This is a genomic window from Streptomyces sp. NPDC031445 (assembly GCF_055581365.1).
This window is the reverse complement of record NZ_JBVIJO010000017.1, coordinates 43,800-64,539: the sequence shown is the minus strand read 5'-3', so window position 1 is coordinate 64,539 and position 20,740 is coordinate 43,800. Positions and strand designations below refer to the sequence as shown.

Below are 20,740 nucleotides of genomic sequence, written 5' to 3'. Positions count from 1 at the left end.
CCATGAACGATCTCGGCGCCCTCTCGGTCATCTTCGATCTCGACGGAACGCTGGTGGACAGCGAGCCGAACTACTACGAGGCGAGCCGGCAGGTCCTGGCCGAGCACGGCGTCCCGGACTTCACCTGGTCGGACCACGAGGGCTACGTCGGCATCAGCACCCGGGAGACGGTGGCGATCTGGCGGGAGCGCTACGGCCTGCGCGCCTCGGTGACGGAACTGCTGGCCGCGACGAACGGCCGCTACCTGGAGCTGGCGCGCACCCGCACGCGCGCGTACCCGGAGATGCGCGCGTTCGTGGAGCTGCTGGCCGCGCGGAACGTCCCGATGGCGGTGGCGTCGGGCTCCTCCCCGGAGGCCATCGCAGCGGTCCTGGCGGGCACCGGACTGGGCGCCTCCCTGCGCACGGTGGTCTCGGCCGACGAGGTCCCGCGCGGGAAACCGGCGCCCGACGTCTTCCTGGAGGCGGCCCGCCGGCTCGGCGCGGACCCGGCCGACTGCGTGGTCCTGGAGGACGCGGCCCCCGGGGCCGCCGCCGCCCACGCGGCCGGCATGCGCTGCCTGGCCGTCCCGTACGTCCCCGCCCAGGCCGACGCGCCCGAATTCGGCACCGCGACCCTGCTGCTGCGGGGCGGCCAGGAGGAGTTCACGGCGCGGTCGGCGTACGCGTGGCTGCGGGACACGGCCCGCTGAACCGCCCGCTCGTCACCGGCCCGGCCGGCCCTGGCCACGGCGCCGCCGCCCCGTTCGGAGCAAGGACGCGCTGCTCGTCCCGGGGAGGACCGTGGGCGCCCGGGTCGCCCGGGGGACGGCCGGAGGGCGGGGCGCGAGGAGGAAGCCGGCGGCTCGCCAGGGCTCCGTGCGACGGGTGCGCGCGGCCGGTCCCCGCGTGCGCAAGCGGCCATGACTGCATAGCGTGACCCCATGAGCACAGAACAGGCCCGGACCGCCCCCGACGAGCGGCGGTGGAAGGCGCTCGGGGTCTGTCTGGCAGCGGGTTTCATCTCGCTCCTCGACACCTCGATCGTGAACGTGGCGCTGCCCTCGCTGGAGCGCGGACTCGGGGCCTCGGAGGCGACCCAGGCATGGGTGGTCTCCGGGTACGCCCTCACCTTCGGACTGGCGCTGGTCCCGGCCGGCCGGCTGGGCGACATGCGCGGCCGGCGCGAGGCCTTCCTCTTCGGGCTCGCCCTGTTCACGGTGGCCTCGGCGGCGTGCGGGTTCGCGCCCAGTACCGGCTGGCTGGTGGTGTTCCGGCTGATCCAGGGCACCGCGGCCGGCATCGTCGCGCCGCAGACCTCGGGACTGATCCAGCAGATGTTCCAGAGCTCCGAACGGGCCAAGGCCTTCGGTGTGCTCGGGACCGTCATCGGGGTGTCCACGGCGACGGGCCCGCTGGCGGGCGGCCTGCTCATCGACGCAGCCGGCACCGACGACGGCTGGCGCTGGGTGTTCTTCGTCAACCTGCCGATCGGGGTGGCCGCCTTCGTCGCGGGCCTGCGGCTGCTGCCGCGTCTCCCGGTGACCGGGAAGCACGAGGAGTTCGACCTGTTCGGGGTGTTCCTCCTCGGCTCGGGCGTGCTCGCGCTCATGCTGCCCCTGGTTCAGGAGCAGCAGTGGACCGGCCGGGAGAAGTGGGCGCTGATGCCGCTCGCCGTCGTGCTGCTGGGCGGGTTCTGGGCGTGGGAGAGACGGCAGGGGCGGCTGGGCCGGGCCCCGCTGGTCGACCTGTCGCTGTTCTCCCTGCGCTCCTTCACGCTCGGCTCCCTGATCAGCCTCAGCTACTTCGCGGGCTTCACGACCGTCTTCTTCCTCTACGCCCTGTACCTCCAGAACGGCGTGGGATACAGCGCGCTCGCCTCCGGGCTCACGGTCCTGCCCTTCGCGGCGGCCTCGGCGGTCGGCGCTGCCATCGGCGGCCGGCTGGTGGTGCGCTTCGGCCGCAAGCTGGTCGTCATGGGGCTGGCAGGAGTGGCCCTGGGCGTGCTCGGGGTCGTCGCGGCGGTGGAGCTGGTGCCCGGACGGAATGTGGGGTGGGCGTCGGCGCTGCCCCTGCTCGTCGGCGGCATCGGGTCCGGTCTGACGGTCTCCCCGAACACCACCCTGACTCTGACCCGCGTCCCCGTGCACCGGGCGGGCGCGGCCGGCGGCGTCCTCCAGACGGGCCAGCGCGTCGGCTCGGCGGCCGGGATCGCGGTGGTGGGCGCGGTGTACTTCGCCCACCTCGCCAATCACGGCCGCGCGGACACGGCACTCCAGCTGGGGCTGCTCACCGTGGCGGGGATCATCCTGGTCGCACTCGTGCTCGCGGTCGCCGACCTGCGCGAACGCCAGGCACGTCCGGAACCCGGGAAGGCCGGGGAGCCCGTCGGGCGGAGCTGGGAGGACGGGGGCGCCGTCGAGGGGCTGCGCCCGGGTCCGTGAAGGGCCTCACGACCTGCGGCGCGGCTTGCCCCGTTTGGCCGGCTTGCCGCCACCGCCCGTACGGGCGTGTGCCGTACGGCCGCCCGGCTTGCCCGAGGACTTCGCGGACGGCTTCCCCGACGACTTGGCCTGCGCCTTCGCCCCCTGCGTCTGGCGGGTGCCGCCCTGGTCGGAGCGCTTGCGCTGCTCGTCGGCCGGGGCCCGCACCGCCGTACGGCCCCTGGTGCTGTTGACCGTGCGTCCGCGCACGATGCCGATGAACTCCTCCACCAGCTCGGTGGTGGCCTCCTCCGGCCAGGCCAGGGCGACGCTGGCCTGCGGGGCGTCGACGACCGGGCGGTAGGTGAGGTCCCGGCGGTGGTAGAGGCGGGCCAGGGACTGCGGGACGACCAGGAGGCCGACGTTCGCCGCCACCAGCTCGATGGCGTCCGGGGTGGTGGCGGGCCGCTCGAAGGCCGGTTCACCGGGCGGGGCGTCCCAGTCGAAGACGTCGTCCAGGGGGTGGAGGAGCACCTCGTCGGCGAGGTCGGCCAGGGTCACCTCGTCCGCCGCCGTGATCAGGTGGTCCTTGGGGACGACGACCACCGTGGTCTCGGTGTAGAGCGGGATCGCGCTGAAGAACGTACGGTCGACCGGCAGCCGGACGAAGCCCGCGTCGGCCTCCCTCGCGCGCAGCACCCCGGGCGCCTCGGTGGCCGGGACCTGGACCAGGGTGAGCGGGATGCCGGGCAGGCGCTCGTTCCAGATCCTCACCCACTTGGCGGGCGTCACTCCGGGAACGTACGCGAGCCGGAACGACGGTGAATCCTCCGAGCCTGTCATCAGGCCAGGTTACCGGCCCGCCGAACCCCCCCGGGCCACGGACCGCCGGCACGGCTCTCCGCCACGGCGCGGACGAGCCCCCGCCTCTTCCACGGCACCGGGCCCCTGCGGCAGGTGCCGGCTCCGCCCCGGCGTGCCGGCCAGGCGTTCGTCACCGGCCGTGGTCGGCCCTCCCCCACATGGCCGATACCCTGGACGGCATGAAGTCGCAGCAGAGCCCCCAGACGATGAAGCCCGCGACCGCGGCGAAGAAGCTGGGTGTGTACCTCCCCGCCACCCCCGCCTCCTTCCAGGAGGGTGTGGTCACGCGCGCCGAGCTGAACGAGTTGCAGGCCGACCCGCCGGAGTGGCTGCGCGAGCTGCGGACCAACGGTCCCCACCCGCGTCCGGTGGTGGCCGCCAGGCTGGGCGTGTCCATCGCCGGTCTCGCCCGGGGCGGCGTCACCGAGCCGCTGACCACCGAGCAGATCGAGGAGCTCCGGCAGGAGCGGCCCGAGTGGCTGGAGAAGGAGCGCGCCACCCAGGCGGAGGTCCGCAAGGAGGCCGCGCGGCTCAAGGACCTGAAGCAGGAGAAGGCGGAGAAGAGGGAAGGCGGCGCCGAGCGCGGCTGATCCTTCCGCCCGTCCCGACGCCCTCCGGCTCCGCCGGGGGGCGTTGCCCGTTGCCGGCCGGGGAGCCGGCCAGGCACGGAAGGGGCACGTGGAGGGCGACACCGGACGGGCCGCCGTTCCCCCGTGCCGGCGGCCCCTCGGACACGCCCTGCCCGAGCAGACCGGTGTCACCGGGTTGAAGTGTGCGCCGGCCGGGGACCGCAGCGGTATGCGTAGAACTACGTACGCCGGCGGGAGGGCGGGTACGCGAGGCAACCGGAGAGGAACCGTGCGGCTGGAGAAGGCCTACGAGCGCATGACGGCCGTCGCCGTCGCGGCACTGCACGAACGGGAACCCGAGCGGCTGTGGCCGATGCTGGCCGGCACGCTCGCGGACGTGTGCGGCGGCGAGGCGGTCATCCACAAGCTGGACGAGTGGAGCGAGAGCGAGGGCACGCTCGGCACGGTGCCGGATGCCGCCGCCGCCGAGCTGGCCCGGCTCGGGGACGCCGACCTCGGTCTGCTGCGGGCCGGCTATCCCTTCGCCGGTCACTACGCGGCCGGAACCGACCGGACGCCGGTCAGCGCGCACCGGGCGGCGGGCCGTGCGTGGCGGTCCAGCCCGACGGCCCGCATGCTCCGCGAGGTGCTGGACCTCGACCATGTGCTGGGCGTGCCGCTGCCGGGAAGCGCCGCCCCGATCACCGGGTGCCTGGTGTACCGCGCCGGTGCGGATTTCAGCGACGACCACCTGACCGTCGCCGAGCGTGCCCAGCCGCTGCTGACGGCGGTCGAGCGGCAGCGGCAGCTGCTGGTGGAGTGGCGGCGGGCGCTCGGCCCGGCCGGCGCGCCGGACCAGCGGGCGGCGGACTGCGCGCTGACTCCCCGCGAGACCGCCGTCCTGCTGCTGCTCACGGACGCGCTCACCGCCGACGCGATCGGCCGGCGTCTCGGCATCTCGGTCCGCACGGTGCACAAGCACGTGGAGAACATCTACCGCAAGCTGGGCACCCGCGACCGCGTCGGCACGGTGCTGCGGGCGCAGCGGCTCGGCCTGGTGCCGACGCCGGGCCGGGCCGAGGCCGCCCGGGCTCGCTCTTCCTGACGCGGCACCAGGCCCTGCCGTGAGCCGGCGAAGGCCGGCCCGGTGGGCCGGCGGGGCTCGATGGTCCGGCGGACCTCAGCCGAGGAAGCTCAGCCGCACCTTGCGGTCGGGATTGTCCTTGTTGGTGTCCACCAGACACACCGACTGCCAGGTGCCGAGCTCCAGGTGTCCGCCGATCACCGGGAGGGTCGCGTGCGGCGGCACGATGGCGGGCAGGACGTGGTCACGGCCGTGGCCGGGGCTGCCGTGCCGGTGCTGCCAGCGGTCGTCGGCGGGGAGCAGGGTGTGCAGGGCGGCCAGGAGGTCGTCGTCGCTGCCGGCGCCCGTCTCGATCACGGCGATTCCGGCGGTGGCGTGCGGGACGAAGATGTTGAGCAGACCGTCGCGGCCGGCCGCCGCCTCCCGCAGGAACTCCTCGCAGTCGGCGGTGAGGTCGACGACGCGTTCCCGGCTGCCGGTGGAGACGTTCAGGACGCGTGTGGTGAAGGCATCGGACATGCCCTCAATCCTGACCCATACGGCGGTTCCCACACCCATGGGCGCCCCGGTTCTGCCGGAGCCGCGGGGAAGATCCGTGCGCGGCCCGCTGTTGGCCCAGGCGTGAACGAAGTGCGCGAGGTCGAGGTCGTCGTCATCGGTGCCGGTCAGGCGGGTCTGGCCGCCGCGTACCACCTGCGGCGCACCGGCTTCGAGCCGGACCGCGACTTCACCGTCCTCGACCACTCCCCCGGCCCGGGCGGCGCCTGGCAGTTCCGGTGGCCCTCGCTGACCTTCGGCAAGGTGCACGGCATGCACGCGCTGCCCGGCATGGAGCTGACCGGCGCCGACCCAGCGCGGCCCTCGGCCGACGTCGTCCGGGAGTACTTCGACCGGTACGAGCGCACGTTCGACCTGCGGGTGCGGCGGCCCGTGGACGTGCGCGCGGTGCGCGAGGGCCCCGGCGGGCGGCTGCTCGTGGAGACGTCCGGCGGCACCTGGTCGACACGGGCGCTGATCAACGCGACCGGCACCTGGGACCGCCCGTTCTGGCCGCGCTACCCCGGGCAGGAGACCTTCCGCGGCCGGCAGTTGCACACCGCGCGGTACGCCGGTCCGCAGGAGTTCGCCGGGCAGCGGGTCGTGGTGGTGGGCGGGGGCGCCTCGGGCACCCAGCATCTGCTGGAACTCGCCCCGTACGCCGCCGCGACCACCTGGGTCACCCGGCGGCCCCCGGTCTTCCGTGAGGGCCCGTTCGGCGAGGAGGCGGGGCGTGCGGCCGTCGCGCTGGTGGAGGAGCGGGTGCGTCAGGGGCTGCCGCCGCGCAGTGTGGTCTCGGTCACCGGGCTGCCGCTGAACGACGCCGTCCGGCAGGGCCTGGCGAACGGCGTCCTGGACCGGCAGCCGATGTTCGACCGGATCACACCGGACGGCGTGGCGTGGCGGGACGGCCGGCAGGTGTCCGCCGATGTGATCCTGTGGGCGACCGGGTTCCGGGCCGCGCTCGACCATCTCGCCCCGCTGAGGCTGCGCGAGCCGGGTGGCGGTATCCAGGTGGAGGGCACGCGCGTGGTCGCCGACCCGCGGATCCACCTCGTCGGCTACGGCCCCTCGGCCAGCACCATCGGTGCCAACCGGGCCGGACGCGCGGCCGTCCGGGACATCCGGCGGCTGCTCGCCGAGGAACCCGTCGCCGCGTGACGTCCCACCGGCTCAGCGGAGCGCGGGCTGCGGTCCGTCGGACTCGGACGGAGGTGCCGGCGGGCCGTCACCGGTCGGCTGGGCCGTCCCCGCGTTCTGGTGGAGGGCGTTGAACTCGGCCACGTTCCGCAGGTGCGTGTTGTAGTCCGCGGTGAAGCGGGTGTCCCCGGGGGTGATGGTGACGAAGTACAGCCAGTCGCCCGGCGTCGGGTTGAGCGCGGCGCGCATCGCGTCCTCGCCGGGGTTGTCGATCGGCGTGGGCGGCAGGCCCGTGCGCTGGTGGGAGTTGTACGGGCTCTCCTGGGTGTCGCCCTGGCCGGCGTCGGCGGTGCCGCGGTTCAGCGCGTAGTGCAGGGTCGAATCCATCTGCAGCGGCATTCCGCTGTTGAGCCGGTTGAAGATGACCCGGGCGACCTTGCCCATGTCCGCCTTCGTCGAGGCCTCGGCCTGGACGATGCTGGCGATGGTGACCGTCTGGTAGACGTTCATCGCGTTGCGCTGGGCCCCGGCCGCGACCGGTGCGCCGTTGAACTTCCGGTCCGCCGTGTCGATCATCAGCTGCAGCATGGATTCGGGCGTCGCTCCCTTCCGGACGGGGTACGTCGCCGGGAAGAGATAGCCCTCCGGGTTGCCCCCGGCCTCGCTCGGCAGCTTGAGGGCGGCCTTGCCGAGGGCGGCGCGGGTGCTTCCCAGGGGCAGGCTGAGGGCCTTGTCGATCGCGTCGTAGATCTGGTGCGCGCGCCAGCCCGGTGGGATGACCAGCGCGGCGGGCTTCGCCTGGTCGTCGTCGGCTGCCAGTGTCAGCAGCGGCACCGCCACGGCGGTGCCGGCCATGACGGCGCCGGCCACCAGGACGGCGAGTCTGCCGCGGCGTGTCAGTCGGGTCCTGCTCCGTGACGGAGTGTTCGTCTGCATGCGGGCACGGTAATACGCATATCCTCACAAACCCGGCATATATTCAGCTTGTCGGTCGCGGTCGCCTGTTCAGTTCGCGGGTTGCAGCCGTGCGTCCCGGCGCACCAGGGCCGCGTACCGGCCGTCGCGCTCCAGGAGTTCATCGTGCGTGCCCCGTTCGGCGACCCGGCCGGAGTCCAGCACCACGATCTGGTCGGCGTCGCGGATCGTGGACAGGCGGTGCGCGATGGTGATCGTGGTGCGGTCGGCCGACAGCGCGTCGATGGCCTCCTGCACGGCGGCTTCCGTGCGGGTGTCCAGTGCGCTCGTCGCCTCGTCCAGGATGAGCACCGGCGGGTCGCGCAGAATGGTGCGGGCTATCGCGAGGCGCTGCTTCTCGCCGCCGGAGAAGCGGTGACCGCGTTCGCCGACGACGGTGTCGTAGCCGTCGGGCAGCGCCGCTATGTGGTCGTGGATCTGGGCCGCCTTGGCCGCCGCGTGCAGTTCCTCGTCGCTGGCGTCGGGCTTGGCGAAGCGCAGGTTGTCGCCGACCGAGGCGTGGAAGAGGTACGTCTCCTGCGAGACGACGCCGACCGCGCGGGCGAGGGTGTCGAAGTCGAGGTCGCGCACGTCGACGCCGTCCAGGGTCACGCGGCCGCCGGTGACGTCGTACAGGCGGGGCACGAGATAGCCGAGCGTGGACTTGCCGGCGCCGGTGGGGCCGACGACGGCGAGACTGCTGCCGGCCGGCACGGTGACGTCGACGCCGTGGAGGACGGGGCCGCCTTTGTCGTCGTAGCGGAACTCGACGTCCTCGAAGCGGACCTCTCCCTTGATCTGGTCCAGGTGGACCGGCCGCTCGCGCTCGGTGATGTCGACGGGCAGGTCGAGGTACTCGAAGATGCGCTGGAAGAGGGCGAGCGAGGTCTGGATCTGCACGCCGGTCGCGAGCAGGCTCACGGCCGGGCGGAACAGGCCCTGCTGGAGCGAGACGAAGGCGACGATGGTGCCGAGGGAGACCTCGGGGCCGCCGAACCGGAGGGCGAGGCCGGCGGTCCAGTAGATGACGGCGGGCATCGCGGCCATGACGATCGAGATCACGGCCATGCGCCAGCGCCCGGCCATGTTCGACCGCACTTCCAGGTCGACCAGGCCCTCGGACTCCTGCGCGAAGGAGGCCGTCAGCGAGTCGGAGCGGCCCATGGTGCGGCCGAGCAGGATGCCGCTGACCGAGAGCGACTCGGTGACCGTGGCCGCCATCGCGGCCATCTGCTTCTGCCGCTGGGTCGTGATCTTCTTGCGTTCGTTGCCGACGCGGCGGCTGATCCACACGAACACCGGAAGCAGGAGCAGGGAGACGATGGTCAGCCGCCAGTCCAGGGCGATCATCGCGACGATCGTGGCGATCACACTGGTGGCGTTGGACACCAGGGAGGTGGCGGTGGAGGTGACGGTGGCCTGCATGCCGCCGATGTCGTTGGCGATGCGGGACTGCACCTCGCCGGTGCGGGTGCGGGTGAAGAAGGCCAGGGACATGCGCTGCAGGCGGCCGTAGACCGCGGTGCGCAGGTCGTGCATCACCCGCTGGCCGACGGTGGTGGAGATCAGCGTCTGCAGCACGCCGAAGACGCCGCCCAGGACGGCGCTGAGGATCATGCCGAGCGCGAGCAGGCTCAGCAGGCCGGTGCGGCCCTGCGGGATGGCGACGTCGAGCGTCTCCTTCAGCAGGAACGGTGTGGCCACCGAAACCAGCGACGAGGCGCCGACGAGCAGGCCGACGACGGCCAGCCGCCCGCGGTAGGGACGGAAGAGCCGCAGGATGCGGCGCACCTGCCGGGGCTGTTCGCCGGCGTCGGCAGGTGGGGTCCAGGAGGGTTCACGGTCGGGGTGCATGGGCTCCTACGTAGTGGGCGGGGGGCCGGCCGGGGGACAGCCGGCGACGACGGTACGGATCATAGCTCATTGTTACCTATACTCACAATGAACGGCATCCTGATATTGTTCCCGCATGACCACCCCCGATCCCGACGGCCTGCTCGCCGAGCAGTTGCTGCGGCTCACCCGCCGGGTGCACCGCATCCAGAAGCGCCATCTGGAACAGCGTGACCTGGGCGTCACCCCGGCGCAGTCCAGGCTGCTGCGCACCCTCGCGCACTATGGCTCCCCGCCGCGCATGGCCGACCTCGCCGAGCGCCTGGAGGTCGTGCCCCGTGCGGTGACGACGCTGGTGGACGGGCTGGAGGCGAGCGGCAAGGTGCGGCGGGTGCCGGATCCGGCGAACCGCCGCGTGACCCGGATCGAGCTGACGGACGAGGGGCGCGCGACCCTGCGCGAACTGCGCGGCGCCCGCCGCTCGGCGGCCGAGGAGATACTGGCGCCGCTGACGGAGAAGGAGCGCCAGGTGCTCGGTGTCCTGCTGGACAACCTGATCGACGGGGACGCCGCCCACCGCTGCTGACCGGCGCCGGCCCCTCGCCCGCCTCCGACGGGCCGGCGATCCCCCGTCCGGCCCGGCCCCGCGGCCCGGCCGACGGGGGCGCGCCCCGCACCACGCCTCTCAGCAGCGGCTGCGGTCCTCCGTCAGCACCCCCTGGACCGTGGTCAGCGAACGGTCGTAGCAGCCGTCCGAGCCGAGGAGCCGGTAGCGCTCGGCCGACGTGCCGACGGCGTGCCGCTGGTCGCGCGGGACGCCGACCGTGTACGTGGCGTCGCCGCTGTAGGTGTCGTCCAGCCGTGACCACGTGGTGCGCCGGCCGCCCTCACGTGTCACCGCCGTCGCCCGGTCGCCGAGCGTCAGCACCGTGCGCAGCCGGTCGTCCGCGCCCAGCGTCGTGGCGCCGTTCATGGTGTACGTCCGGTGCGTGCGGGTCGTGCGCGCGGGGCCGTGGCCGGCGGCACCGACCGTCTCGTCGTCGGTCCAGGTCGCGTCGAGCCCGTCCACCGCCTCGCCGTCGGTCCAGCGGTGGACGGAAGTGTGGGCGAGCGTCCGGGTGACCGTGGTGGTCACGCGGCCGTGCGAGGTGTCCAGGTATCCGGAGACGGTGAGCCGGTGCCCCGCCTCGGTGCGTACGCGGTTCTCCGCTCCGGGGGTGAAGGCGGAGGAGTCGGCGAGGTCGCTCGCCTCGGCCCGGGTGACCGCGCCCGGCACGTGGGCGCGGTGCGCGTCCTGCCAGACGAGCACGTTCACCGGCGTGCTCCAGCCCGGCCGGCCCGCGGGCACGCCGGCGACGGACACCTCGACGCGGTGCGGGCGGCCGTCGTTGAGGAGGCCGGCGAAGGGCGTGAGGTCGTACTCGATCGGCCGCACGTCGAAGGCGCGCGGGGCCGGGAGGACGTACCAGAGGAAGGGGTTGGACCAGCCGCCGGTCCACACGTTCGGGAACGGCGCCGCGATACCGGCGAGCCGGCCGTCGACGCTGATCTGCACCTCGCGGTACGGGCCGCGGCCGGCCTTGCACGAGTACGGCGCCGGGTCGGCGACGGTCAGGTACCAGAACTCCTCGCAGCCGCCGCCCGAGCCGGTCGCGTACACCTCGGCGACGACGCGCTCGCTGTTGCGCGGGGTGGTGAGGGTCGTGCCGGCGGGCGTGCCGGCGAGGGTGAGGACGCGGTCGGGGGCGGGTGCCGCGGGGCGTCCCGCGTAGAAGGTCAGTGTGACGTGGACGTCGATGACACCGGTGTACGTGTCGTCCACGACGTTGCCGATCAGCATCTCGACGTCCTGGGCGGTCCGGAAGGTGTCGCTGTAACGGGTGACGTCCTTCTCGACGTGCCACGCGATGCCGTCGGGCGAGGGCTCCGGCGTGGAGGTGCGCAGGATCTCGACGCCGCCGACGTGCAGATAGCCCAGCCGGTCGTACTGACGGCCCTTCACCTCGCCGTCGAGGCGCAGGACCACCTTGCTCCAGCGGTCGCCGCAGCCCTCGGGGGGTGCGTACGCGCCCCGGTACGGCGTGAAGTCGCGGAACCGGGCGTCGGCGAGGGTGACCTGGCAGGACGTGGTGTGCGGCCGCTCGACGGGCGGTGCCGCGGTCACGGGGTCGTGCCAGTCGGTGCCGAACTCGGCGGGTACGCCGGCCGCCTGGGCCGCCGCGGTTCCCGTGCCGAAGAGCGCGCCCGCCACGAGGGTCGCCCCGGCGAGCATGGACATGACGATCCGTCTTCTCATGGCCGGTGTTCTACGGGCAGGCGCGCCGCCCCGCAATGACGCCTCGGACGGATCGGCGCGATGAGACCGGTCATCACACGCCCCCCGGCGGGCACCCGACGCAGGAACATCTGGTGATATAAACGGATCTTACTGGCATAGTGCGGTCATGGAGATCACCAAGGGGCCGGGCGAGGAATCCGCACACGAGGGATTCCGGCCGGAACGCCCCCGTCATGTCCTCCGCACCCGTCGCGCGACCCTGGTCCTCGCCCTCGCCGGAGCGGGTGCGCTGACCGGTACCGCCGTCTTCACCGGCGCGCTCCCGCACGGCGCCGACAGTCCACCGGCCCCCGGTCCGGCCGCCTCGTCGGGCCCGCCCCCGGCCTCCGGCGCACCGGGCATCGGCGACCCGCTCATGCCGCTCGCCGGCAACGGCGGCTACACCGTCCGCCACTACACCCTCGACTTCGACTGGCGGGCACCCCGCACCCCCTTCGCGGCAGGCGCCACCATCAGCGCCACCGCCACGCAGTCCCTGTCCCGCTTCGACCTGGACTTCGCGGGCAACACGCTGCACCGCGTCACCGTCGACGGCGCGCCCGCCGCCACGCGACGCGACGGTGACGAACTCGTCGTCACTCCCGCACGACCGATCCGGCGCGGCAGCACGTTCACCGTCCGCGTCGCCTACACCGCCGACCCGACGCAGGCGCGGCACCGCGACGACGCGATCCAGGACTACGGCTGGGTGCCCACCTCCGACGGCACCCTGGTCTGCGCGCAGCCGGACGGCGCCCGCATGATCTTCCCGGCGAACGACCACCCGAGCCTGCGGGCACCGGTCACCTTCCACATCACCACCCCGCCGGGGCTCGACGCGGTGGCCAACGGCCGGCTCGTCGGCACCGCCCGGCGGCCCGACGGCCGCACCCGGTGGACGTACGACTCCGAGCACCCTCTCGCGGCACAGCTGGTCCAGCTGGCGATCGGGAGGTTCACCTTCGTCGACAGCAGCGGCCCGCGCGGCCTGCCCGTCCGGGACGTGGTCCCGGACGGCCTGGTCGCCGGCACCGCGGAGTACCGCTCGCTCACCGCGGACCACCTGGCCTGGCTGGAACGGCGGCTCGGCCCCTACCCCTTCCGCCGCTACGGCGTGCTGGTCGGGGACACCGACCTGCCCGTGGCGCTGGAGACCCAGTCGCTCTCCGTCCTGCCGCGGGAGGACCTGCTGGGCGACCGGGTCGACGCCGAACGCAACCTCGTCCACGAGCTGACCCACCATTGGACGGGCGACAGCGTCGCCATCCGGCGCTGGTCGGACCTGTGGCTGAGCGAGGGTCACGCCCGTTTCTACGAACGCCTGTACTCCGACGAGCACGGCGGAGTGAGCCTGGAGTCGGTGATGCGGTCGGCGTACGAACAGCACGACCAGTGGCGGCACGACGAAGGGGCGCCCGCCGAGCCCGGCGAGGCCACGCTGTTCAAGGTGATGCGGTACGACGGCTCGGCACTGGTGCTGTTCGCCCTGCGGGAGAAGGTCGGCGCGGAGACCTTCGAGCGGATCGAGCGGGCCTGGGTGACCGAGTACCGGGGCCGTACGGCCGGCACCCGGGACTTCGTCGCGCTCGCCTCCCGGGTCGCCGGCGAGGACCTGACGCCGTTTCTGAACCCGTGGTTGTACGGTCCGCACACCCCGCCCATGCCGGGCCACCCCGACTGGCAGGTGGACCCGGTCGAGGACTGAGCCGCGCCCGGTCGCCCGTGGTTGCCCCAGGCAGCCGAGCCGCTGCCGCCGACCGGGTGGCCTGGGCCGGACCGCTGGTCCACCCCGGTGACGTTCGCCACGACACGGCGCCCGTAGCACGGAAACGTACGAGGGGTGGCGCTACGGGCAACTCCTCTGTCCTGGTGCGGTCGAGCGTGGTTGGGAGAGCCTCTGCGATGAGAAGAATTGTTTCTGCACATGTTCCCGGTGCCATCCGGAGGTGCCGCCTCACGGCTTGTGTGATCGCGGGGGCGGCTCTGCTGCCGCCGCTGCTGATCCTCCCGATGTCCGGCAGCGACGACGCGGACGACCGGCTTCTGCAGGACGCCTTCACGAACGCCGCGCGCGAGTTCCACGTGCCGCGCAGCGTGCTCATGAGCGTGTCCTACATGCAGTCCCGCTGGGACTCCCACCCGGGCGCGCCCAGCGTCGCCGGCGGTTTCGGGCCCATGCACCTGGTGGACGCCGACCGCGTCCAGGCCTCGGCGGCGCCGTCCGCACCGCAGGAGCCGCTCGACGGCCAGGCCCCGCCCCGCACGGGCGCGGCGGGAACGCCCGCCACGGGGGCACGCGCCGTGCAGCCGGCGGACCTGCGGAACGCGGCCCGCCTGATCCATGTGCCGGCCGAACGTCTGCGCACGGACGCCGCCGCCAACGTCCGCGGCGGAGCGGCACTCCTCGCGGCCACGCAACGGCAGCTCGGCAAGCCCCTGAGCGCGAACCCGGCGGACTGGTGGGAGACGGTCGCACGCTTCCCGGGCACCCCTGACGTCGCGTCAGCCGCGGCCTACGCCGACGACGTCTTCGCCCTGATCCGGCGGGGAGCACACCGCACCACCGCCGAAGGACAGGACGTGGCGCTCCCCGCCACCCCCGGCCTGCAACCGCACCCCCGCACTCCCCGGGCGCAGGGCCCTCAGCGGCCGGAGCAGGTCGAGTGCCCCGCCGAACTGGCCTGTGACTGGCTCGGCGCGCCGTACCAGGAGATCAACGACGGCGACTACGGCAACCACGACCTGGCCGACCGGCCCAGGGACCAGCCGATCGAGTACATCGTCATCCACGACACCGAGGCCGTGCTGCCGAGCATGCTCCAGACGGTGCAGGACCCGACCGAGGCGTCGTGGCACTACTCGATCCGCTCCAGCGACGGCCATGTCACCCAGCACATCCGGACCAAGGACGAGGCCTGGCACTCCGGCAGCCAGTTCGTGAACGCCCGCTCGATCGGCATCGAGCACGAGGGGTTCCTCACCCAGCCCGGGACCTGGTACACGGAGCGGATGTACCAGTCCTCGGCACGCCTGGTGCGGTACCTGGCGCAGAAGTACAGCATCCCGCTCGACCGCCAGCACATCTTCGGCCACGACAACGTGCCCGCCCCCACCGCCGGCAGCATCCCCGACATGCACGACGATCCCGGTCCCTTCTGGGACTGGCGGCACTACTTCGACCTCCTCGGAGCGCCGCTGAAGGCCACGGCGGGCCCGGACAGCGACATGGTGACGATCCTGCCGGACTTCGCGCAGCACAAGCCCGACTACACGGGATGCGGCGGCAGCGGCAAACCGTGCCCGCCGCACGGCTCCAGCGCCGTCCGCCTGCACACCGAACCGGACGAGAAGGCCCCGCTGATCCAGGACCCGGGCCGCAAGCCCAACGGGGACGATTCCACGAAGGACGTCAACGACCTGGGGTCGCGCGTCTCCACCGGCCAGACCTTCGCCGTGGCCGACCGCAGGGGCGACTGGACGGCCATCTGGTTCCAGGGCCACAAGGCGTGGTTCGAGAACCCCAAGAAGCACCCGACCGCCGTCGGTGCCAGGGGGCGCATGATCACACCGAAGGAGGGTCTGGACGAGATCCCGGTGTACGGCCGCGCCCTCCCCGAGGAGGACGCGTACCCGGAGGGCATCGACGGGCCGGCCGAGTCGCCGCTGCCGTACCCGATCCTGGCGGGCCAGCGGTACGTGACGCAGGCCGGCGTCGGCAGTTCCTACACCGCCAAGTCCTTCAGCGACACGCCCAACCCGGTGGTGTGGGGCCGGGAGCGGTACTACGAGATCCAGCTCGGCCACCGGCTCGCGTACGTCCGGGCCAGCGACGTGGACGTGGTGGACTCGTCCGGCGCGGCGGGACCGAAGGGTCAGAAGGCGGCCGGTCCGGGCGGGCGCTGACGTCAGACGAGCCGGGACCGGTCCGGCTCGCACTCGGAGGGAGCCGCGGCGCGGCGCCTTCACCGGGCCGTGAGGTGCGCGGGCACTTCACGGCCTTCTCGCGCACGCCGGCGCGGCGCAGGTACCGCTGCCGTGATCCCTTGTATCCGGGGCACCCGACCTGACCACAACTGTCGCCATGGCCGGAAATAGGCGATTTGGGCGGGCGCTGGAGAAAACCGTTTGAAATTCACCACTCTGCGACGCGAACCTTTCACGGCTTGTCGCCGCTCCCCGCGGCGTTCCGCTCTTTCCCTGCCCTCGACACGAGCCACTGGGACGTCATGCAGATTCAAGACCTTCCGTATCCCGATCCGGGCGTGCCCGACGCGCGTTCGGGTCCTCGATTCCTGTGGTGGCTCTGGCGCAACCAGCTGGGCGGGCAGCTGAAGTCGCTCGCCTGGGGCCTGCTGCACTTCGTCTCCGTCTCCGCCCTCCCCTTCTGCGTCGGCCTCGCCGTGCAGGCGGCCGTCGACCGCTCCGGCACCCGGCTGGCCCTGACGGGTGCTCTGATGCTGGTGTGCGGAACGGGCATCGCCGTCGGCGACACCTTCCTGCACCGGACCGCCGTCACCAACTGGATCACCGCGGCCGCCCGCGTCCAGCAACTGCTCGCGCGCAAGGCCGCCCAGCTGGGCTCGGCCCTGACCCGGCGGGTGGCCGCCGGCGAGGTGGTGGCCGTCTCCACCGGCGACGTGGAGAAGATCGGCTGGTTCGTCGAAGCGGTCTCCCGGTTCACCGCCGCCGCGCTCACGGTCCTGGTCGTCTGCGTCAGCCTGCTCCTGTACCAGCCCGCGCTCGGCGTGGTCGTCGCCGTGGGCCTGCCCGTCGTGGCCCTCGCGGTACTGCCGCTGCTGCCCCGGGCGACGCGCCGCGCCGACGTGCAGCGCGAGAAAGCGGGGCGGGCCACCGAACTGGCCTCGGACACCGTCGCCGGCCTGCGGGTGCTGCGCGGCATCGGCGGCGAGGAACTGTTCCTCGACCGCTACCGCCGCGCCTCGCAGGAGGTACGGCACGCCGCCGTGCGCAGCGCCCGGATGTGGTCGCTGATCTCCGCCATTCAGGTGCTGCTGCCCGGCCTGCTGCTCATCGCGGTCGTCTGGCACGGCATCGGCCTGGCCCGCCAGGGCCGGATCACGGTCGGCGAACTCGTCACGGTCTACAGCGCCGTCATGATCCTGAACTATCCGCTGCGGCACTTCGAGGAGATCGCCATGGCGTACTCCTTCTCGCGCCCCTCGGCCAAGCGGGCCGCGCGCGTGCTGTCGCTGGAGCGGTCCACGGCCACCGACGGCAGCCGGGCGGCCGAGGTGCCGGGCGGCGACCTGTACGACCCCGCGACCGGGCTGCTCGCCCCCGCCGGCCGGTTCACCGCCGTCGTCTGCGGAGACCCGGACGCGGCCGGCAGGCTTGCCGAACGGCTGGGCGGCCACCCCACGGAGCCGGGCCGGTCGGTGCTGCTGGGCGGGGTCCCGCTGGACGAACTCCCCCTCGACAGCGCCCGGACCGCCGTCCTCGTCCAGGACAAGGACCCGGTCCTGCTCTCCGGCACGCTGCGCGAGCTGCTCGACGTGCCCGCCTCCGGTGCCGTACGGGCCGAGGACGCGCTGGCGGCAGCGCAGTGCGGGGACGTGCTGGACGCTCTCGTGCAGGGTTCGCTGGACGCGGCCGACCCGATGGACGCCCGGATCACCGAGCGCGGACGCTCCCTGTCCGGCGGCCAGCGCCAGCGGCTCGCCCTCGCCCGGTCGCTCCTCACCGATCCGGAGGTGCTGGTGCTGGACGAGCCGACCTCCGCGGTCGACTCGCACACCGAGGCCCGGATCGCGGACGGGCTGCGCCGGCTGCGGTCGGGACGGACGACGGTGGTGTTCACCTCCTCCCCGCTGCTCCTCGACCGCGCTGACCGGGTCGCCCTGGTGCACGAGGGGGAGGTCGTGGCGGTCGGCGTGCACCGCGAACTCGTCGACGGCGAGCCGCGGTACCGGGCCGTGGTGACCCGGGAGACCGACGAGGAACTGACCGCGGCCGACGAGGGCATCCTCCTGGAGGCGCTCCAGGAGCTGGAAGAGATCGAGGAGAGCGCATGATCGGCGTTGCGCCACCGGCGTACGACCCGGCGGCCCCGACGACCGCCACCACCCTGCCCGTCGGCGCCGCCGCGACCGTGCGCGCCTACGTCACCGAGCTGTTCCGCCGGCACCGCCGGGCCTTCTGGCTGCTCATCACGGTGAACACCGTGGCCGTGGTCGCCTCCATGGTGGGCCCGTACCTGCTCGGCGGCCTGGTCGAGCGGGTGACGGACGGCGCCCGCGACCTCCGTCTGGGCCTGACCGCCGGGCTGTTCGTGCTCGAGCTGGCCGTGCAGGCCGGGTTCGTCCGGCAGGTGCGGCTGCGCGGCGCGATGCTCGGCGAGCGGATGCTGGCCGACCTGCGCGAAGACTTCCTCGTACGGTCCGTCGGACTGCCGCCGGGCGTGCTGGAGCGGGCGGGCACCGGCGACCTGCTCTCCCGCATCACGACCGACATCGACCGCCTGGCCAACGCCATGCGCGAGGCCGTGCCCCAGCTGGCCATCGGTTTCGTGTGGGCCCTGCTGCTGCTCGGCGGACTGGTCGTGACGGCCCCGCCGCTGGCCGCCGCCGTACTGCTCGCCGTCCCCGTCCTGGTGATCGGCTGCCGCTGGTACTTCAAGCGGGCACCGTCCGGCTACCGCTCGGAAGCCGCCGGGTACGCCGCCGTCGCCGCCGCTCTCGCCGAGACCGTGGACGCGGGCCACACCGTCGAGGCACACCGCCTCGGCGACCGCCGCGTGGCCCTGTCCGAGCAGCGGATCTCCCAGTGGGTCGCGTGGGAGCGCTACACCCTCTGGCTCCGCTCCGTGCTCTTCCCGGTCGTCAACACCGTCCACCTGCTCGTGCTCGGCTCGGTCCTGATGGTCGGCGGCGTCTTCGTCCTGCACGGCTGGATCGGCGTGGGGCAGCTGACCACGGGCGCGCTCATCGCCCAGATGCTGGTCGATCCGGTGAACCTCATCCTGCGCTGGTACGACGAGGTGCAGGTTGCCCAGGTGTCGCTGGCCCGGCTGGTCGGCGTGCGGGACATCGAGCCCGAGGCCGGGGAGGCCGCGCTGGCCCCCGACGGGCGGGACGTGCGTGCCGACCGGGTGCGCTTCGGCTACCGGGAGGGCGTCGACGTGCTGCGCAAGGTCTCCCTGGAGGTCGCTCCGGGCACCCGGCTCGCCCTGGTCGGGCCGTCCGGCGCGGGCAAGTCGACGCTGGGCCGCCTGCTCGCCGGGATCTACGCGCCCAGGGACGGCCGGGTCACCCTGGGCGGGGCGGAACTGTCCCGGATGCCCGCGGAACGCGTCCGCTCCCACGTGGCCCTCGTCAACCAGGAGCACCACGTCTTCGTGGGCTCGCTGCGCGACAACCTCCTGCTGGCCCGCACCGGCGCGACGGACGCCGAGCTGTGGGCGGCCCTGGGCGCGGTCGACGCGGACGGATGGGCACGGGCGCTGGACGACGGCCTGGACACCGAGGTGGGCTCCGGCGGCTCGGCGCTGACCCCGGCGCAAGCCCAGCAGATCGCACTGGCCCGGCTGGTGCTGGCCGATCCGCACACGCTGGTCCTGGACGAGGCGACCTCGCTGCTCGACCCGCGCGCGGCCCGCCACCTGGAACGCTCCCTCGCGCGTGTCCTCGACGGCCGCACCGTGGTCGCCATCGCCCATCGTCTGCACACCGCCCACGACGCCGACGTGATCGCCGTCGTCGAGAACGGCCGCATCAGCGAGCTGGGCAGCCACGAGGAGCTGGTCGCGGCGGAGGGTGCGTACGCGGCGCTGTGGCGGTCTTGGCACGGGTGAGATCCGCGGCCTGCCGGGGGTCGGCTCCGTGGGCTCGGCCGGTCCGGCCGCCTTGGTCGAGCCGGTCCGCCCGGCCCACTCGGTCCGCTCGGCGCGATTGACGGGCTCCGCCCGGTGGTGTGCCCCGTTCGGTTCGGCCGGTGGCGAAGCCCGTCGCGCCGGCATGGGATCCGTACCCGGCCGGGGCCCCGGACGCCGGGTTCCGCAGCCGTCGGTCGCCATGGCCGGGACCCGGTGGGTCCGGCCCCGCCGGGACCCGTGCCGTTGCGCGGTGCCGAGCAGGGGTGGAAGGCTGGAAAGCGGCACCGGCTCGGGGTGTCTCCGGGAACCCGGCGGTTCCCGGTGCGTCCCCGCACCCGGCGTGCCGGCGGTCCGCCGCCCACTGGGACGGCAGCGGGCCGTGCTCACCACCTGGAGGTAGTCGTGGACACGGACGGCTGGGGCGACGACGTCTACCAGCCCGATCCCTCGGAGATCCCGGAGGACTCGGGGGTGCTCGACGTCGAGGACACCCTGGATTTCGACGGCGTCGCCGAACCCCTCGACCGCGGCTGGTCCCCTCCGGAGCGCCCGTGGGCGGTCGAGCACACCGGTGTGACGGCGGCCGAGCGCCAGGCGGGCGAGACCCTCGACCAGCGGCTCGCCGAGGAGCAGCCGGACCTCGACGCCCCGGACGGCGACGGCATCGGAGACGTCGACGGTACGGACGGCGAGCTGCTGGACAACGAGGTCGGCAACTTCCGCTCCGGCCGGCTGGTGGCCCCCGACGAGGGTGCGCACGAGGACGAGGAGGCCGCCCTCGTCGCGACCGACGTCGGCATCGACGGTGCCGCCGCCTCCGCCGAGGAAGCCGCGATGCACATCGTCGACGAGGACTCCCTGCCCGGCTGAGCCTGACCCTCCGGCCGTCCCCGCCCCGAGCGCCCCGCACAAGGAGCCGCCATGCAGCAGGACAAGCACCCCGACTACCACCCCGTGGTCTTCCGGGACCGCGCCGCCGGCTACGCCTTCCTCACCCGTTCCACCGCGCGGAGCGAGCAGACCATCGAGTGGGACGACGGCCAGACCTACCCGGTGATCGACGTGGAGATCTCCTCGGAGAGCCACCCCTTCTACACGGGCAAGGCCCGCACGGTCGACACCGAGGGCCGCGTCGCCCGCTTCGAGCGCCGGTACGGTGCGGCGGATGCCGGCGAGGCCACCTGAGCAGGCGGGCCTCCCCACCCCCCG

General features: G+C 73.4%; 17 protein-coding genes. 12 read left to right on the top strand and 5 right to left on the bottom strand.

The window, feature by feature from the left end:
- The first annotated feature begins 2 nt into the window (after positions 1-2).
- The gene (locus tag ACZ5DC_RS35120) at positions 3-692 is read left to right on the top strand and encodes an HAD family hydrolase (protein WP_468659636.1); all 690 of its coding nucleotides are present in this window, start codon (positions 3-5) and stop codon (positions 690-692) included.
- Between the two features lie 231 nt (positions 693-923).
- On the top strand, positions 924-2,423 hold the full coding sequence (locus tag ACZ5DC_RS35115) for an MFS transporter (protein ID WP_468659634.1): 1,500 nt from the start codon (positions 924-926) through the stop codon (positions 2,421-2,423).
- A gap of 6 nt (positions 2,424-2,429) precedes the next feature.
- Here the strand turns inward: ACZ5DC_RS35115 and ACZ5DC_RS35110 are convergent, their stop codons facing one another.
- Positions 2,430-3,245: a LysR family substrate-binding domain-containing protein gene (locus tag ACZ5DC_RS35110; RefSeq protein WP_468659632.1), complete on the bottom strand. Its 816-nt coding sequence runs from the start codon at positions 3,243-3,245 to the stop codon at positions 2,430-2,432.
- A gap of 200 nt (positions 3,246-3,445) precedes the next feature.
- On the opposite strand from ACZ5DC_RS35110, the gene ACZ5DC_RS35105 reads away from it, so the two are divergent.
- Complete coding sequence (locus ACZ5DC_RS35105) at positions 3,446-3,856, top strand: DUF5997 family protein (protein ID WP_468659630.1); 411 nt, start codon at positions 3,446-3,448, stop codon at positions 3,854-3,856.
- Positions 3,857-4,124: 268 nt separating this feature from the next.
- Positions 4,125-4,940: a helix-turn-helix transcriptional regulator gene (locus tag ACZ5DC_RS35100; RefSeq protein WP_468659628.1), complete on the top strand. Its 816-nt coding sequence runs from the start codon at positions 4,125-4,127 to the stop codon at positions 4,938-4,940.
- Positions 4,941-5,015: 75 nt separating this feature from the next.
- Here ACZ5DC_RS35100 and ACZ5DC_RS35095 read toward each other — a convergent pair whose 3' ends face one another.
- On the bottom strand, positions 5,016-5,438 hold the full coding sequence (locus ACZ5DC_RS35095) for a YjbQ family protein (protein WP_468659626.1): 423 nt from the start codon (positions 5,436-5,438) through the stop codon (positions 5,016-5,018).
- 102 nt (positions 5,439-5,540) lie between these two features.
- Between ACZ5DC_RS35095 and ACZ5DC_RS35090 the strand changes: the two genes are divergently transcribed.
- Complete coding sequence (locus tag ACZ5DC_RS35090; protein WP_468659624.1) at positions 5,541-6,617, top strand: NAD(P)-binding domain-containing protein; 1,077 nt, start codon at positions 5,541-5,543, stop codon at positions 6,615-6,617.
- 12 nt (positions 6,618-6,629) lie between these two features.
- Here the strand turns inward: ACZ5DC_RS35090 and mltG are convergent, their stop codons facing one another.
- Positions 6,630-7,532, bottom strand: a complete 903-nt coding sequence (gene mltG / locus ACZ5DC_RS35085) for an endolytic transglycosylase MltG (RefSeq protein ID WP_468659622.1) — start codon at positions 7,530-7,532, stop codon at positions 6,630-6,632.
- A 69-nt stretch (positions 7,533-7,601) separates the two neighbouring features.
- A complete protein-coding gene (locus ACZ5DC_RS35080; RefSeq protein ID WP_468659620.1) occupies positions 7,602-9,404 on the bottom strand; it encodes an ABC transporter ATP-binding protein in 1,803 nt (600 codons plus the stop codon).
- Between the two features lie 115 nt (positions 9,405-9,519).
- Here ACZ5DC_RS35080 and ACZ5DC_RS35075 point away from each other — a divergent pair, with 115 nt between their 5' ends.
- Positions 9,520-9,969: a MarR family winged helix-turn-helix transcriptional regulator gene (locus ACZ5DC_RS35075; RefSeq protein ID WP_468659618.1), complete on the top strand. Its 450-nt coding sequence runs from the start codon at positions 9,520-9,522 to the stop codon at positions 9,967-9,969.
- A gap of 99 nt (positions 9,970-10,068) precedes the next feature.
- On the opposite strand, the gene ACZ5DC_RS35070 is transcribed toward ACZ5DC_RS35075, so the two are convergent.
- Positions 10,069-11,679 (bottom strand): peptide-N4-asparagine amidase, encoded by a 1,611-nt coding sequence (locus tag ACZ5DC_RS35070; RefSeq protein ID WP_468659616.1) that lies wholly within the window; start codon positions 11,677-11,679, stop codon positions 10,069-10,071.
- Positions 11,680-11,827: 148 nt separating this feature from the next.
- Between ACZ5DC_RS35070 and ACZ5DC_RS35065 the strand changes: the two genes are divergently transcribed.
- The 6 genes from ACZ5DC_RS35065 to ACZ5DC_RS35040 all read left to right on the top strand — a co-directional run bounded on the left by ACZ5DC_RS35065 (position 11,828) and on the right by ACZ5DC_RS35040 (position 20,716).
- Positions 11,828-13,405, top strand: coding sequence for a M1 family metallopeptidase (locus ACZ5DC_RS35065; RefSeq protein ID WP_468659614.1), 1,578 nt, complete (start codon positions 11,828-11,830; stop codon positions 13,403-13,405).
- 260 nt (positions 13,406-13,665) lie between these two features.
- Entirely contained in the window at positions 13,666-15,603 is a 1,938-nt protein-coding gene (locus ACZ5DC_RS35060; protein WP_468659612.1) for an N-acetylmuramoyl-L-alanine amidase, read from the top strand.
- 323 nt (positions 15,604-15,926) lie between these two features.
- A complete protein-coding gene (locus ACZ5DC_RS35055; protein WP_468659610.1) occupies positions 15,927-17,732 on the top strand; it encodes an ABC transporter transmembrane domain-containing protein in 1,806 nt (601 codons plus the stop codon).
- Entirely contained in the window at positions 17,729-19,510 is a 1,782-nt protein-coding gene (locus ACZ5DC_RS35050; protein ID WP_468659608.1) for an ABC transporter ATP-binding protein, read from the top strand. The genes ACZ5DC_RS35055 and ACZ5DC_RS35050 overlap by 4 nt, the downstream gene beginning before the upstream one ends.
- Positions 19,511-19,933: 423 nt before the next feature.
- Complete coding sequence (locus ACZ5DC_RS35045; RefSeq protein ID WP_468659606.1) at positions 19,934-20,401, top strand: DUF5709 domain-containing protein; 468 nt, start codon at positions 19,934-19,936, stop codon at positions 20,399-20,401.
- Positions 20,402-20,452: 51 nt separating this feature from the next.
- A complete protein-coding gene (locus ACZ5DC_RS35040; RefSeq protein ID WP_468659604.1) occupies positions 20,453-20,716 on the top strand; it encodes a type B 50S ribosomal protein L31 in 264 nt (87 codons plus the stop codon).
- Positions 20,717-20,740 lie beyond the last annotated feature (24 nt).

Bases quoted from the DNA above. Each gene is read 5' to 3' on its own strand.
- ACZ5DC_RS35120 (WP_468659636.1), top strand. From the start codon at position 3: ATGAACGATCTCGGCGCCCTCTCGGTCATCTTCGATCTCGACGGAACG.
- ACZ5DC_RS35115 (WP_468659634.1), top strand. From the start codon at position 924: ATGAGCACAGAACAGGCCCGGACCGCCCCCGACGAGCGGCGGTGGAAG.
- ACZ5DC_RS35110 (WP_468659632.1), bottom strand. From the start codon at position 3,245: ATGACAGGCTCGGAGGATTCACCGTCGTTCCGGCTCGCGTACGTTCCC.
- ACZ5DC_RS35105 (WP_468659630.1), top strand. From the start codon at position 3,446: ATGAAGTCGCAGCAGAGCCCCCAGACGATGAAGCCCGCGACCGCGGCG.
- ACZ5DC_RS35095 (WP_468659626.1), bottom strand. From the start codon at position 5,438: ATGTCCGATGCCTTCACCACACGCGTCCTGAACGTCTCCACCGGCAGC.
- mltG (WP_468659622.1), bottom strand. From the start codon at position 7,532: ATGCAGACGAACACTCCGTCACGGAGCAGGACCCGACTGACACGCCGC.
- ACZ5DC_RS35080 (WP_468659620.1), bottom strand. From the start codon at position 9,404: ATGCACCCCGACCGTGAACCCTCCTGGACCCCACCTGCCGACGCCGGC.
- ACZ5DC_RS35075 (WP_468659618.1), top strand. From the start codon at position 9,520: ATGACCACCCCCGATCCCGACGGCCTGCTCGCCGAGCAGTTGCTGCGG.
- ACZ5DC_RS35070 (WP_468659616.1), bottom strand. From the start codon at position 11,679: ATGAGAAGACGGATCGTCATGTCCATGCTCGCCGGGGCGACCCTCGTG.
- ACZ5DC_RS35065 (WP_468659614.1), top strand. From the start codon at position 11,828: ATGGAGATCACCAAGGGGCCGGGCGAGGAATCCGCACACGAGGGATTC.
- ACZ5DC_RS35055 (WP_468659610.1), top strand. From the start codon at position 15,927: ATGCAGATTCAAGACCTTCCGTATCCCGATCCGGGCGTGCCCGACGCG.
- ACZ5DC_RS35050 (WP_468659608.1), top strand. From the start codon at position 17,729: ATGATCGGCGTTGCGCCACCGGCGTACGACCCGGCGGCCCCGACGACC.
- ACZ5DC_RS35040 (WP_468659604.1), top strand. From the start codon at position 20,453: ATGCAGCAGGACAAGCACCCCGACTACCACCCCGTGGTCTTCCGGGAC.